The sequence below is a fragment of the Pseudomonas brassicacearum genome (genome assembly GCF_003732175.1).
GTDB lineage: Bacteria > Pseudomonadota > Gammaproteobacteria > Pseudomonadales > Pseudomonadaceae > Aquipseudomonas > Aquipseudomonas brassicacearum_G.
On sequence record NZ_MOBI01000015.1, the window covers coordinates 130104 to 143636 of the forward strand.

Sequence of the window (13533 nt, forward strand, 5' to 3'; positions counted from 1 at the left end):
CCACAATAAGGAGCCGCGGGTTAACGTCAGGTGAACATTGTCGCGAAGAATCGCAACTCCGCTATCCTCTGCTCCACCAGTAAAAAACCGTGGGTCTGTGCGTGCATATTCATCTGTTGTTGGTCGAAGACAACATCGACCTGGCGAATACTGTCATCGAGTACCTGGAAATCACCGGGATCGTCTGCGATCACGCCAGTGACGGGCAAAGGGGGCTGAACCTGGCGCTCGCTCAGCACTATGACGTGATCTTGCTCGACATCATGCTGCCGCGCCTGGACGGCCAGCAGGTGTGTAAAAAGCTGCGCGAGCACGGCAATCAGACACCCATCTTGATGCTCACTTCCCTGGATGCCCTGGCCGACAAACTGGCCAGTTTCTCGGTCGGGGCCGACGACTATCTGGTCAAACCCTTCGAACTGCCGGAACTGGTTGCCCGGATTCGTGCCCTGAGCCTGCGCCGCAGTGGCCAGGCCAGCCGGCTGCAAGTCGCTGACCTGATCATGGACCTTTCAACCCGCAAGGTCAGTCGCAACGGTCAGGAACTGCACCTGTCACCGACCGGCTGGACGTTGCTCGAATGCCTGATGCGCGCCAGCCCCGCGACCGTCAACCGCGAGCGTCTGGAAGCGGCGATCTGGGGTGATGAACTGCCGGACAGCAACACGCTCAAGGTGCACATGCACCGTCTGCGCAAGGCGGTCGACAAAGACTTTGACGTGGCGTTGATCCAGACGTTGCCGGGTATCGGCGTTCAGTTGGGGGCGACATGCGCAAAGGTCTGAGCCTGAAGTGGGTGATCAGTGGCAGTCTGCTGTTGATCATTGCCGTGGTGCTGATCATCTATAACCAGCTGCTGCCGGTGTACACCATGCGCGGGTTTCTGTTTACCGCCAGCGCGATGATGGAAGAGGAAGCGCAATACTTCGCCCGGCATTACCAACAGGACCCGACGACTCCGCCGCCCGATAACTACTTCGTCAAGAGTGCTATCGGCAAGGAAGCCTTGCCGAAAAACATCCGCGACCTGCTCGACACCACGCCAACATTGGTCTTCGGCGCTGTGCAGTTCTTCGGTGACATGGAATCCGACGACGAGGATGACGGCACGGCCATTCTGATCCACCCGTTGTACGACGGTAAAACGCTGTATATGTACGACACCGACCACGACCATGAAGCAGGCGGCGTGGTTGAGACGCCGTTGTCCGATGCCTACCTGGAACACGAGTTGGCAATGACCGGCATGATCGGTCTGGCGGTATTCATTCCCGCGCTGATCATCATCGCCCTGCTGGTGTGGTGGGTGGTCCGGCCGCTCGGTCGGCTGACGCAATGGTCGACCCGCTTGGAAAGCCTCGGCGCGGCGCCGAATGGCCGACCGCATTTCATCTTTCGCGAGTTCAATGTGCTGGCCGATTCGCTGGCCCACAGCGTGCAACAGGTTAAAGCCGCGAGCCTGCGTGAAGAGCGTCTGCTGCGCTATACCAGCCATGAACTGCGTACGCCGCTGGCGGTGCTCAAGGCCAATGTCGAATTGCTCGCCGTGCAGTCCGGCGGCGAACTACCCCCGCCCTTGCAGCGGATCGAGCGCTCGGTGCTGAACATGCAGCGGATTGCCGAGACCTTGTTGTGGATGAGCCGAGAGAGCCCGGAAGCGCTGCGCGAAGAACCGCTCGACATGCGCCAGTTGCTCAATGAACTGATCAAGGAACACCGCTACCTGATCGGCAAACGCGATATCGAATTGATCCTGCACATCAGCGACGAGCCTTGCCGACTGCCCCTGACCGCGTGCCGCATCGTGGTGGGTAACTTCCTGCGCAACGCCTTGCAATATGCTGACGATGGCAGCGTCGAAATCACCTTCGAACAGCTGCAACTGCGCATCGTCAATCGGATACGCGACACCCAACAGCATCAGGAATCTACCGATTTCGGTTACGGCCTCGGGCTCGAACTGATGCACCAGCTCTGCGCAAAACTGGGCTGGCACATCGAGGTCGAGCCCGAAAAGAACCGCTTCACGGTCACCCTGAGCTTTTCAGCTCAGGCACCGCAACAACTCCAGGAAGCAACGGACGCCTGAACCTCCATCAGTGCGCCTCCTCCAGATCATCGTGCAGCAACCCAAAGATGATCGTCCCTGGGCACTGTGAGGGAACGATCAATCGCTAAGCCAACAACCCCAATTCCTTGGCCCGGGCCACGGCCTGGGTGCGGCGTTCGACACCGAGTTTGCTGTTGATGTGGCTGGCGTGGGTTTTGACGGTGTGCAGCAAGATAAACAGCTGATCGCTGATTTCCTGATTCGAGCAACCTTGGACGATCAATTGCAGGATTGCCTGTTCGCGGGCGCTGAGTGCTTCACTGGGGTGCTGAAATTCAACCGTCTCGCGGGTAGCGGCTTGGGGCAAGTGCTCGATCAGGCACATAACCTCGTACCGTTTTCACCCCGGAGTTGACCACACGAAAATCACACCTTCAAACTGAACAGCGCCACCTGCGGCGTCTCACTCACCCAGTAACCGCTCACCGACCAGCCAGCACGCGCTGCCAGTTGGGTGAAGGATTCCACGGTGAATTTGTGCGAGTTCTCGGTATGCAAACGTTCGCCGTCGCTGAAGTGGAAGGTGTGTCCGGCGACCTTGACCACTTGTTCCCGGCGGCTCACCAGATGCATCTCCATGCGCTCATCGGTGTCGTTCCACAACGCCAGATGGTCGAAGGCCTCAATGTTGAAGTCCCCCTCCAATTCACGGTTGATACGGATCAGCAGGTTCTTGTTGAACCGCGCGGTCACCCCTTCGGCGTCGTCGTAAGCAGCGACCAGGATGTCGGCGTCCTTGACCAAATCCACGCCAATAATGAAGTGGGCCTCATCACCCAATAACCTGTGGGCCGAACGCAGGAACTTCTCGGCTTGATCATGGGTGAAGTTGCCGATGGTCGAACCGGGGAAGAACCCTACACAGGGGTGCCCGGCCGCTTCGGCCGGCAATTGCAGTGCGCGACTGAAATCATCGATCAGCGGCGCGACCTTCAATTGCTTGTAGTGCTTTTTCAGCAGCGCGGCGGCCTTCTTCAGCGCAGTCGCGCTGATGTCGATGGGCACGTACAGCACAATCTGGGGCGCGGCGTCGAGCAGCAGGCGGGTTTTCTCGCTGACGCCGCTGCCGAACTCCACCAGGGCCGCGCCCTCTGGAATCGCATCGGCAATCTGTTGCGCAACCCGGGTCAGCAGACCGGTTTCGGCACGCGTCGGGTAATACTCGACCGTCTCGCAAATGGCCTCGAACAGCTCGGAGCCCGCGGCATCGTAGAAGTATTTGGGCGACAGGCTTTTCACCGGGGCCGACAAGCCGCCGATGACATCACGACCGAACTCACTGTCGTGGTTGTTCACCGCACCCGGCTGACGCGCATCTCGGGCCAGACGCAAACCGGAGAACATCCAGCGCTTGTCCGGGCCGAAAAAGTTGCGATAGGTCAAGCGGGTATGGCCCGGGGAGGTGATGCTGGCACCCCCACGCAAAACCATCACGTTGATCATGAACTTGCCGTTGTATTCGCCCACCGCGCTGTCCGCCGGACGGAATCCCGGGTAAGCGTTGTACGCACTTTGTGTCCACTGCCAGGCCACGTTATCGACTTGTTCCAGCAGACCCGCTTCAGCGGCGGCTTCCCACTCGGCTTCGGTGGGCAGGCGTGCATCGGCCCATTGGGCAAACGCAGCGGCTTCGTAATAGCTGATGCTGATCACCGGAGCCGCCGGGTCGATGGCTTCCAGACCGCGCAACGTCATCTGCCGCCAGCCCTGGTCGTCGTGCTGCCAATAAAGCGGGGCGTTCCAGCCGTTCTGCTGCACTGCCGCCCAGCCGTCTGACAGCCATAGGCAGGCTTTGCTGTAGCCGCCGTCCGCCATGAAGGCCAGCCATTCACCGTTAGTCACCAGGCGGTCGCTGATCTCGAAGGGTTGCAGGTAAGTGGTGTGTCTTGGGCCTTCGTTGTCGAAGGCGAAACCGTTGCCCTTGTGACCCATTTCGGTCAGCCCGCCCTTGAGCGGCTTGAACTGGCCGCGACGCCCGGAGAGGTCTTTGGGCCAGCGCAGGTCATAGGCTGGCTTGAGCGAGGAGGTACTGAACAAATGCAGGATGTCCATCAGCAACAGCTCTTGATGCTGCTCCTCATGGGCCAGACCCAGCTCGATCAATTCGGCGGTGCCGTTGGGCAACGCCGACTGGAGCACGGTACGCATGTGTTTATCGACATGCTTGCGGTAGTCCAGCACCTTGGCCACGGTCGGACGGGTCATCAACCCGCGTTGTGGCCGGGGATGACGGGGGCCGATGGCTTCGTAATAGGAGTTGAACAGGTAACCGAACGCCGGATCGAACAGGGGGTAGTCGACGACGTTTTCGGCCAGCAGAAACGTCTCGAAAAACCAGGTGGTGTGCGCCATGTGCCACTTGGCGGGGCTGGCATCAGGCATTGACTGGACGACCATGTCCTCAGGGCTGAGCGGTGCAATCAGGCACTCTGTCCTGCTGCGAATAGTTTGGTAGCGCTTGAGAAGCGCGCTACTGGCGGGGAGGTCGCATAGCTCACTTAAGGTGCTGGTCATCAGGTTCTCTCTCCGGTGAGTCGTCGTTCCGCTGGTCTGTCGACTCTCTGGTAGTTTCAGAGGAGGCAGGGCTTCGTACGTTCTTTCCCTGACCGAGTTCCTTGATTTACGCCACTGTCGGGTACGTGTCTTCGTAGGTCCAGACCGCGCTTTCGGCGGTCTTTGCGCCGTCGCCAAGACTGAAATAATTGGCGCAACCCTTGTAGGGGTAATGAGTTTGATGTTCGGTGCGCGCGTAATGTTCAATCCGAATGTCGGATCTCGGGATATAAAAAACCGCTGGATTCTGAGCACATCGGCAGCAATCCATGCAACGGGGGCCATCAAAACTCAAGTTGCAGCGTCTCTTTACCTTCCAGTGAGAGCAGCAACTGCTTCACCCCCCAACCCACCCGCAAACCCGGTCAAACTCCCCGAAGCCCCAATCACCCGATGGCACGGCGCAACAATCGATTCAGAGTAATTGTGGGTTCAAACGCAAGAACTACGTTTCTTGCGGTTAAATTTAGTAAGGAGTGTGTGTGTGGATGATCGTTCCCACGCTCCCGCGTGGGAATGCAGCCCGTGACGCTCCGCGTCACTGGACGCGGAGCGTCCCCAGAGGCATTCCCACGCAGAGCGTGGGAACGATCATCGGTATGTTAGGCGTTACACCAACAAGCCCAGTTCCTTGGCCCGAGCCACGGCTTGGGTACGGCGTTCGACACCGAGTTTGCCGTTGATGTGGCTGGCGTGGGTTTTGACGGTGTGCAGCGAGATGAACAGCTGATCGCTGATTTCCTGGTTCGAGCAGCCTTGGGCGATCAATTGCAGGACTGCCTGTTCGCGGGCGCTGAGCGCTTCACCGGGGTGCTGCAACTCAACCGTCTCGCGGGCAGTGGCTTGGGGCAAGCGCTCGATCAGGCTCTCACGCAGTGCACCGGCCGGACACTGCGCCAGTTGCTCACGCAGCCAGTCCGGGTGATCGCGCAGTAACCCTCCAAAAGGTTGCAGGACACCACCGGACGCCGCCTCGAAGGCCAGCCCCAAGGCCTGGCGCGCTTCAGGTTCACGGCCATTATTCAGCAACAGCGCGACCTTCTGATTCAACGCCATCACGCTGAGCATCTGCCTTCCGGTCTTCTGCCCATGTTCCAGCAAGGCGTTCAAACGCCCTTCCGCCAGCATCGGCTGCCCTTGGATGGACTCCAGCAGCGCCTGTTGCAATTCGATGTGCAGCGGCATTTGCGGATGAAACTCCGGCGGCGCCGCAGCGTGGTCGCCGTTGTAGGTTTGGCCCAATCGCGCCAGCCAGGCTTCGGCCAGATCGGTGCGACCCTGAGCCAGCCACAGCTCGCATTTCACCAGCGTGATCATCGCCAGGTAGTAAATCGGTGGCACGTCCCAGATGTGCATCAACCGTTCGGCCTCGGCCAGTTCGGCAAACGCCCGGGCGAACTCGCCGTTGCAGCCTTCCAGCTTGGCGATCACGCAATGACCGATCAGCACGCTGATATCGCGACAGGCCCGTGCTTCGTTCAACCCAGTCCGCAATCGCGCCAGCCCGGCCTCGGGTTGCAGGCGCAGGGTCAGCAGAAAACCTTCGTACAAGGTCAGGCGTGCGCGAATCGCATACAGCCGCTGCGACGATAGGCCCTGCAAACGTTGCTGGCCCTGATGCACTTCATCCAGCGAACGGAGAATTTCCCCGCGCGCTTGCAGCACCCGTGCGCGGTCGTAATGGGCCAGCGCCTCGAACAGCGGATTACCGACCCGTTGCGCCAGCTCCAGCGACTCGCGGTTCAAGCCACGGGCGCGCCACAGATCCGCGTCGGCGATCGCCAGGTTGGACAAGGTCGACAGGCACATCAATCGCTGCCCGTAGCGTTTGTGCGGCAGGCTCTCCAGCGCTTCGGTGCAATACAGCTGCGTCAGTTCACGCTGGCCGCGACCACGCGCGATGATCCCGCTGAGCGCCAGCCACTGCGCCAGCATGGATTTCTGCGCGGTGGCCGACGGTGCCGGCAGGAAGCGACTCAAGTGGCTGGCCAACTCTTCAGCCGCATCGAGCTGACAGGCCAGCCCCAGCGCCCAGCTGTACAGCACGATCAGTCGCGGGGTGCTGATCAGCAGGCTGTCGGGCAAGTCCATTTTCCAGCGCAGCAGCATGCCGACGTTCTGTTCGGCCAGCAGCTGTTCTTCGGAAAGGTTCTGCACCAGGTTCGCCGCTACATCCAGGTGCCCGGCGCGCAATGCCTGCTCCACCGCTTCATCGAGCAAACCCTGGGCGTTGAACCAGCGGCAGGCGCGCAGGTGCAGGCTGGCGGTGGGCACCATCGCATTGGCGGTCGGCCGACTGCGCAACAGATCAGAAAACAGATGGTGATAACGGTACCAATGGCCGTGCTCGTCGAGCGGCACCAGGAACACTTGATGGGACAACAGAAAGCGCAGGATCTCGGCGCTGTCATGGGCTTCGCGCACGGCGTCGCAAAGCTCGCTGCAGAAGCGCTCTTGCGGTGCGGTGTCGTACAGAAATGCCTGCACTTCGGCGGGCAGGCAATCGATGACTTCTTCAAGTAAATAGTCGCGTATCAAGCCTTCGCCACCGTGCAGCGGCTGCGGTAACGCGCCGCCATTGCGCGCTTCAGAGGCGGCCAACAACCAGAAACGCAGCCCCGCGACCCAGCCTTCGCTGCGCTGGATCAGATTCTCCAGCGCCTCGCCACGCAATGAGCTGCTGTGTCGATCAAGCAGGGCCTGGGACTCATCGTGGGTCAGGCGCAGGTCCTGTTCGCTCAACTCAAGCAATTGCCGCGACAGGCGCAAACGCGCCAGGTGCCAATCGGGACGCTGGCGACTGGTTACCAGCACCAGCAGGCCATCGGGCAAATGATTGAGGAAAAATTGCAGGCAGCGATCGAGCACCGGGCCCTGGGCCAGATGGTAGTCATCCAGAACCAGCAGCAGCGGCGTGCTCGGTGACAGGTGAATGGCCAGCTCATCGAGCAGTCCGTCCAGCCATTCTTCGAAGGCGAACGGTTGATGGCGTTGACGCATTTTCAGCAGGCCAAGGGCCTGGCTGCCCAACTGTGGAAAATAGTTTTGCAAGCCTTCGAGCAGCCGTTCGAGGAAGCGCCCGGGATCATTGTCGCGCGGGCTCAACCCCAGCCAGAGACTTTGCCAATGCGCCGGCAGGCTCTGACAGAACTCCACCGCCAGAGAGCTTTTACCGAACCCCGCCGGCGCGCTGACCAGCAGCAATCGCCCCTGCAACCCGGCGCTCAACCGCTCGCACAGACGAGGCCGCAGCACATAGCCGTCGGGTAAGGGGGGCCGGTAAAAACGCCCTTCCAGCACAGGCATTGCCGCGCCGGATGGCCTTTGGATTCGGAACAGGTCAGTCATAGCCAACTCTTGTTTAAGTGCTGTTGTCGGCATTGCAGATGTCCGCAGACTAGCGGTAAACCGGAGCGGATTGAAGGTTCCTGCTACAAATGGCTACAAAAAGACTACGAACAAAAGTTACCGGGCTGGTTATGCACCGATCTTTTTTGAGACAAAAAAAAACGCCCCGAACCAGTCGGGGCGTTTTTCGAGGATGCGGCCTCTGTATTACGACACGTTAGCGAACACCGTCCTGAGCCAGTGCAGCCGGGGTGAAATCACTGGTGCTCGCGGTGAAGCCGAAGTCATACGCACGTTTCTCTTCGTTCTTCATGCCCAGCGCCAGATAGCGGCCAGACTGCAGGTCGTAGAGGGTTTCCAGGGCATACCACGGCACTTGCTGGTCGTAGTAGTTCTCGGCATGCGCCTCGGCCACACGCCAGAGTTGACCACGACCGTCGTAGTGATCGATGACCGCGGCTTGCCAGGTGTCTTCGTCGATGTAGAAGTCACGCTTGGCATAAATGTGGCGCTGACCTTCCTTCAGGGTCGCAACCACATGCCAGACGCGACGCAGTTCGTAACGCGCCAGGTCCTGGTTGATATGACCGGCCTTGATGATTTCGTCGTACTTGAGCGTCGGCGAGTCGAGCTTGTAGCTGTCGGAGGCGATGTACATCTCTTTCTTGCCTTCGAGCTTCCAGTCGTAACGATCCGGGGCACCGTTGTACATGTCCAGGTTATCGGAAGTACGCAGGCCATCGGCAGCCGTACCCGGCCCGTCATAAGACACTTGCGGGGCACGACGCACACGACGCTGACCGGCGTTGTAGACCCACGCCGAACGCGGTTCCTTCACCTGGTCGAGGGTTTCGTGCACCAGCAGCACACCACCGGCCAGGCGCGCCGGGGCAGTCACTTTCTGCTTGAAGTAGAACAGGATGTTGCCCGGATTTTTCGGGTCGTAATCCTTCATCTTGTCGCGGAACACGAACTGGTCCTGGAAGTACACCAGGCTGTAGGAGCCGTTCGGTTGCGGCGTGGCCTGGGTCACCAGACGGGTCACGCTGCCGCCACGATAGCGGGTGATGTGGTTCCAGATGACTTCGACGCCGCTTTTCGGAATCGGGAACGGCACTGCGGTTTCGAAGTTCTCCAAGCCGTTGCCGCCGGACACCAGGTTGGTGTTGGTGGCGTTCTTCTTGATGGCGGCGAACACCTGATCCGGCACGGTCGCGCCACGATGAGACGGGTAAACCGGCATTTTGAAGGTGTCCGGGTAACGCTTGAACATCGCGTATTGGCCCGGCGCCAGTTTGTCTTTGTACTGGTCGACGTTTTGCGCGGTGATGGTGAACAGCGGTTGCTCACTGGCATACGGGTTGGACAGGAAGCCCTTGCTGTCGACGGCACCGGCGTTTTTTTCCATGGGTTTCCAGGCCGGGATCGAGCCATCGGCATTGCCTGCCATTTCCGCGCCCATCGGTGTCAGGCTCTTGCCCAACTTGTCCGCTTCAGCGGCCGGAACTGCTGCCATGACCGCGGTTGCCAACAGCGAAAGCCCGAGGACACCCGCTTGCAACAGACTTTTGGTTACTTTCATATTCTTGTTCGTCCTGATGATGCAGTGCTTAGAAGTTCACGCCGACGCTGAGCGCAACGAAGTCGCGATCATCCACGGTGCTGTACTTGCCGCCAAAGAAGTTGGTGTAGGCGAGGCTCGCGGTATAGGTGTTCTGGTACTCGGCATCGAGACCCAGGCTGACCGCTTTGCGACCTTCCTCGAAGTTGCCGCCAGGGCCTGGCGAGTAACCGCTGACGTCATGGGACCAGGCGACGTTCGGCTTGAGGTTCACACCGGCGAAGACGTCCGGGTATTCCCAGATGGCGCGGGCGCGGTAGCCCCAGGAGTTGGCGGTGGTGAAACCGTCGTTGTTGCAGTTGCTGCTGCGGTTGTTGGTCGCAGCGCCTGCCCCGGCACCGTTGATGGTGGAGGTGTTAAGGATCTGCGAGCAGGTGTCCAGACCACCCGTGGCGGGCAGTTCGCCTGGGCCGAAGACCGGATCGCGGCCATAACGGACATCGGACGTGCTTTCGAGGCCACCGACGTGAGTCAGTCCGACTTCACCCACCACGGTCAGACGCTGGGCGCCCATGACCTGATCGAAGAAGTGCGTGAAGGTGGTCTGGATCTGGGTGATTTCCTTGCGGCGATAGCCATGCAGGTCTTCCCCTGGAACACCCTGGAGCAACGAAGCGTTGGTCAGCGCGCCACCCAGCGGACGAACACCGGCGAACAGGATATCGGTGGAGTTCAACTGCACCGGCGCATTCGGCCGGTAGCTGATCTCACCGCTCCATGCCGTACCGGTAGGCAGGGTGGTGGAGAAGCTCAGGCCATAGAGGCGGATGTCTTCCGGGTACTCGACGAAGTACTGCGAGTTACCTGCGACAAGCAGCGGCCCCAGCGCCTGAAATGGCCCCGGCAACGCCTTGACGCCGTTGTAGACCGATTGCGGTGCGCCGGTGGCACTGAAGATCGGTGCACGGCTGTGGTAGTTCATGAAGTAGGCACCGAACTCGGTGTCCAGCGGATCGAACATGTACTTGAAGGCCGCGCCCCACTGGCCGCTGTTGCTCGCCTCGCGGTCTTGCCCGCGACGCACCAGCACACCCTCTTCGTTGACGTTGACACCGTTCGCGGCCAATGGCCCCAAGGCGACGGCCGGGATGGTCGAACGCTTGTTCAGGACGCGCAGGTTGTCGGTGCAACCGTTGGCAATGATGTCTGGCTGCGAGAAAAAGGTACCGCAGTTGTCGACAACGGTCTGGTCCCAGCCGATCTGGTAGAACGCTTGAGCCGACAGGTTCTCGGTCAGGCTTTGCGAGATGTAGAACATATTGACCGGGATCAGGCCTTCCTTGATCTCGGCACCGGGACGACGGAATGCGGACACGTCGATCGGGTTGATCGAGTTGATGCCACCGCCGATGAAGGTACTTTCACCCCAGTTGACCACCTGCTTGCCCAAGCGCACGGAACCCGGCTCATCGGCAATGGAGTAGTTGTGGTAGACGAAAGCGTCGAGGATTTCCCCACCCGACGATCTGGCACCTTCCTTGCGTCCGTCGTTGCTGACGTTCTTGAACTCCAGGTCCTGGTTTTGCAGCGCGAAGTCGTACCAGTATTTACCGCGCACGAAGACGCCGGTATCGCCGTATTTCAGTTCAAGGTCATGGATGCCCTTGAAGATTTTCGAAAAGGCTTGCCCGCTCTTGAAGTTCAAGTGCCCGTCATCGGAGGTCTGGGACAGGCCCTTGCCACCGTTGTTGACACCGATCAGGTTCTTGTTCGGATTTTGGGTAGACACGCTCATGCCCAGGGAGAGGGACGAGTCGAACTGACCTTCGATTTCACCGACGTTGAAACTGACGCCGAATGCGGGTCCGGCGAGCGTAGAGGCGAGACTGACCGCCAGAGGCAGTTTCGCCCGGCGCCAGAACTGGTTTACTGATGTCATCGACGCTACTCCATGTGCTTTTATTGTTATGGCATTGAGCACTTCTAAAAACGCTCTGAATAACGGGGAGCCCATGTCGTCCCGAAGTCATTCAAAGTTGCATCGCCCCGTTTTGTGCGTTTGCCCCGTTCTTAAAAATCCTTGAGCGGACTATAGCCAGCAGGTAGTACTGCTTGATCCCTCTAAAGTGTGATTTGCAGCCCCCACCACTCTGGAACAGTCCTGTTGCCAATCCGACCGATGTCGGCCCGGCAAGGATGGCTGAAAATTTGGAATAAACAAGCCAAGCGCTTGCTTGGTGGGCTTGCCGGGCCCTTTCGGGCCCGGCAAAGGACGCTTAAAGCGTCGAAAGGAAGGTGCTGTTGCTGGCCTGCCATTGTGCGATGTCGACGCGGATGCGCTTCTTGTCGAGCTTGCCGACACTGGTCTTGGGAATTTCAGTAACAAGGGCGATCTGGCTCGGGATGGCCCACTTGCTCAGGTGCCCCAGTTCGACGAAAGGCTTGAGGTGTTCCTTGAGTTCCCTGGCGCCTATCGCATGGCCTTCACGGAGCACCAGCAAGGCAAACGGACGCTCGCCCCATTGCGGGTCAGGGATACCGACCACTGCTACTTCGCGTACCCCCGAATGGCGGCTGATCAGGTCTTCGAGGTCCAGGGAGGAAATCCACTCGCCACCGGTCTTGATCACATCCTTGATCCGGTCACGGATGTCGATCACCCCCATGCTGTCCAGGGTCGCCACGTCGCCAGTGTGCAGCCAGCCCCCGGCCCAGAGCTCTTTGCCCTTCTCAGGTTCGTTGAAATAACCTTCGGTGAGCCACGGCGCACGCAGCACCAGTTCGCCCTGGGACTCGCCGTCGGCCGGCAGGAAGTTGCCGTCAGTGTCGATGATCGCGGCTTCCACCAAGGGACCCGGCACTCCGGCCTTGATGCGATACGTGGTGCGTTCGTCTTCGGTGCCGGCCATCAGCTCTTCGTTAAGGTGCGCGCAGGATATCAGCGGCCCGGTTTCCGACATGCCATAAGCGGCGGTCAACTGAATGCCCTTGGCCTTGGCCGCTTCGTACAACGTACGGTTCAGGGCGCTGCCACCGATGACGATTTTCCAGCCGCCGAAATCCGTGCCTTGCGCGGCCTTGGCGTTGAGGACCATTTGCAGGATGGTCGGTACGCAATGGGAGAAGCTGACCTTTTCCTTGCGCCACAACTCCACCAGGTATTCCGGGTCGTAGCGGCCGGGGTAAACCTGCTTGAGCCCAAGCATGGTCGCCACGTAGGGCAAGCCCCAGGCATGCACGTGAAACATCGGGGTGATCGGCATGTACACGTCGTTGGTGCCCAGCAGGCGCACGCTGTCGATGCTGCCCATGATCGTCGACACGCCCATGGTGTGCAGCACCAGTTGCCGATGGGTGAAATACACACCCTTGGGATTGCCGGTGGTGCCGGTGGTGTAGAAGGTGGTCGCCACCGAGTTTTCGTCGAAATCTTCGAAGCTATACTGGGTGCTCGCGGCAGCCAGCAGTTGCTCGTACTCGCCGACCAGGTTGGGCAGGTCGGCAGTTTTCTCCGGCAGATCGGTGAGCAGCAGGGTTTTCTCGACCGTGGTCAGGTGCCCGGCAAGCGCCTGGTACAGCCCGACGAACTCGCTGTTGACCAGCACGAAGCGGTCCTCGGCGTGGTTCATGGTGTAGAGAATCTGTTCGGGCGACAGGCGCACGTTGATGGTGTGGATCACCGCACCGATCATCGGGATGGCAAACATGCATTCGAGGTAGCGATGGCTGTCCCAGTCCATCACGGCCACGGTATCCCCGGCCTTGACCCCGGCCGCCGTGAGCACGTTGGCCAGCCGTGCGACACGCTCGATGAGGGTCGGGTAGCTGTAGCGCAACTGGTCGCGGTAGACAATCTCGCGGGTTTTCTCGTAACGGCTGCCGGACATCAGCAGCCGCTTGATCAACAGCGGGTATTGATAAGCGCCTTCGGCTGGCGGAATAACGCGAGTCTCCAACATAA

Annotated in this window: 8 protein-coding genes and 2 pseudogenes; 2 read left to right on the plus strand and 8 right to left on the minus strand. The window is 59.9% G+C overall.

Annotated features, from left to right (window positions below; translation table 11 throughout):
• The first annotated feature begins 101 nt into the window (after positions 1 to 101).
• Positions 102 to 785 carry a response regulator transcription factor gene (locus BK658_RS13990; RefSeq protein WP_123582863.1) on the plus strand — a complete coding sequence of 228 codons (684 nt, stop codon included), beginning with the start codon at positions 102 to 104 and terminating at the stop codon, positions 783 to 785.
• Positions 770 to 2089 carry a sensor histidine kinase gene (locus BK658_RS13995; RefSeq protein WP_123582778.1) on the plus strand — a complete coding sequence of 440 codons (1320 nt, stop codon included), beginning with the start codon at positions 770 to 772 and terminating at the stop codon, positions 2087 to 2089. Before BK658_RS13990 ends, BK658_RS13995 begins: the two co-directional genes overlap by 16 nt.
• A gap of 85 nt (positions 2090 to 2174) precedes the next feature.
• Here the strand turns inward: BK658_RS13995 and BK658_RS14000 are convergent.
• The 8 genes and pseudogenes from BK658_RS14000 to BK658_RS14035 form a co-directional block, all read right to left on the minus strand.
• A pseudogene (locus BK658_RS14000) lies at positions 2175 to 2363 on the minus strand (response regulator transcription factor); the annotation flags it as partial.
• 113 nt (positions 2364 to 2476) lie between these two features.
• On the minus strand, positions 2477 to 4624 hold the full coding sequence (egtB, locus tag BK658_RS14005; protein WP_123582779.1) for an ergothioneine biosynthesis protein EgtB: 2148 nt from the start codon (positions 4622 to 4624) through the stop codon (positions 2477 to 2479).
• A gap of 106 nt (positions 4625 to 4730) precedes the next feature.
• Entirely contained in the window at positions 4731 to 4934 is a 204-nt protein-coding gene (locus BK658_RS30755) for a DUF427 domain-containing protein (RefSeq protein ID WP_123582780.1), read from the minus strand.
• Between the two features lie 13 nt (positions 4935 to 4947).
• A pseudogene (locus BK658_RS14015) lies at positions 4948 to 5077 on the minus strand (MGMT family protein); the annotation flags it as partial.
• 195 nt (positions 5078 to 5272) lie between these two features.
• A complete protein-coding gene (locus BK658_RS14020) occupies positions 5273 to 8011 on the minus strand; it encodes a winged helix-turn-helix domain-containing protein (protein WP_123582781.1) in 2739 nt (912 codons plus the stop codon).
• Between the two features lie 217 nt (positions 8012 to 8228).
• Complete coding sequence (locus tag BK658_RS14025; protein WP_123582782.1) at positions 8229 to 9593, minus strand: DUF1329 domain-containing protein; 1365 nt, start codon at positions 9591 to 9593, stop codon at positions 8229 to 8231.
• 28 nt (positions 9594 to 9621) lie between these two features.
• Positions 9622 to 11511, minus strand: coding sequence for a DUF1302 domain-containing protein (locus BK658_RS14030; protein ID WP_123582783.1), 1890 nt, complete (start codon positions 11509 to 11511; stop codon positions 9622 to 9624).
• A 337-nt stretch (positions 11512 to 11848) separates the two neighbouring features.
• Entirely contained in the window at positions 11849 to 13531 is a 1683-nt protein-coding gene (locus tag BK658_RS14035) for a fatty acid--CoA ligase (RefSeq protein WP_123582784.1), read from the minus strand.
• Positions 13532 to 13533 lie beyond the last annotated feature (2 nt).

What these genes read in the sequence shown, in the direction of transcription:
- BK658_RS13995 (WP_123582778.1), top strand. Translation starts at nt 770, where the DNA reads ATGCGCAAAGGTCTGAGCCTGAAGTGGGTGATCAGTGGCAGTCTGCTG.
- egtB (WP_123582779.1), bottom strand. Translation starts at nt 4,624, where the DNA reads ATGACCAGCACCTTAAGTGAGCTATGCGACCTCCCCGCCAGTAGCGCG.
- BK658_RS30755 (WP_123582780.1), bottom strand. Translation starts at nt 4,934, where the DNA reads ATGGATTGCTGCCGATGTGCTCAGAATCCAGCGGTTTTTTATATCCCG.
- BK658_RS14020 (WP_123582781.1), bottom strand. Translation starts at nt 8,011, where the DNA reads ATGACTGACCTGTTCCGAATCCAAAGGCCATCCGGCGCGGCAATGCCT.
- BK658_RS14025 (WP_123582782.1), bottom strand. Translation starts at nt 9,593, where the DNA reads ATGAAAGTAACCAAAAGTCTGTTGCAAGCGGGTGTCCTCGGGCTTTCG.
- BK658_RS14030 (WP_123582783.1), bottom strand. Translation starts at nt 11,511, where the DNA reads ATGACATCAGTAAACCAGTTCTGGCGCCGGGCGAAACTGCCTCTGGCG.
- BK658_RS14035 (WP_123582784.1), bottom strand. Translation starts at nt 13,531, where the DNA reads ATGTTGGAGACTCGCGTTATTCCGCCAGCCGAAGGCGCTTATCAATAC.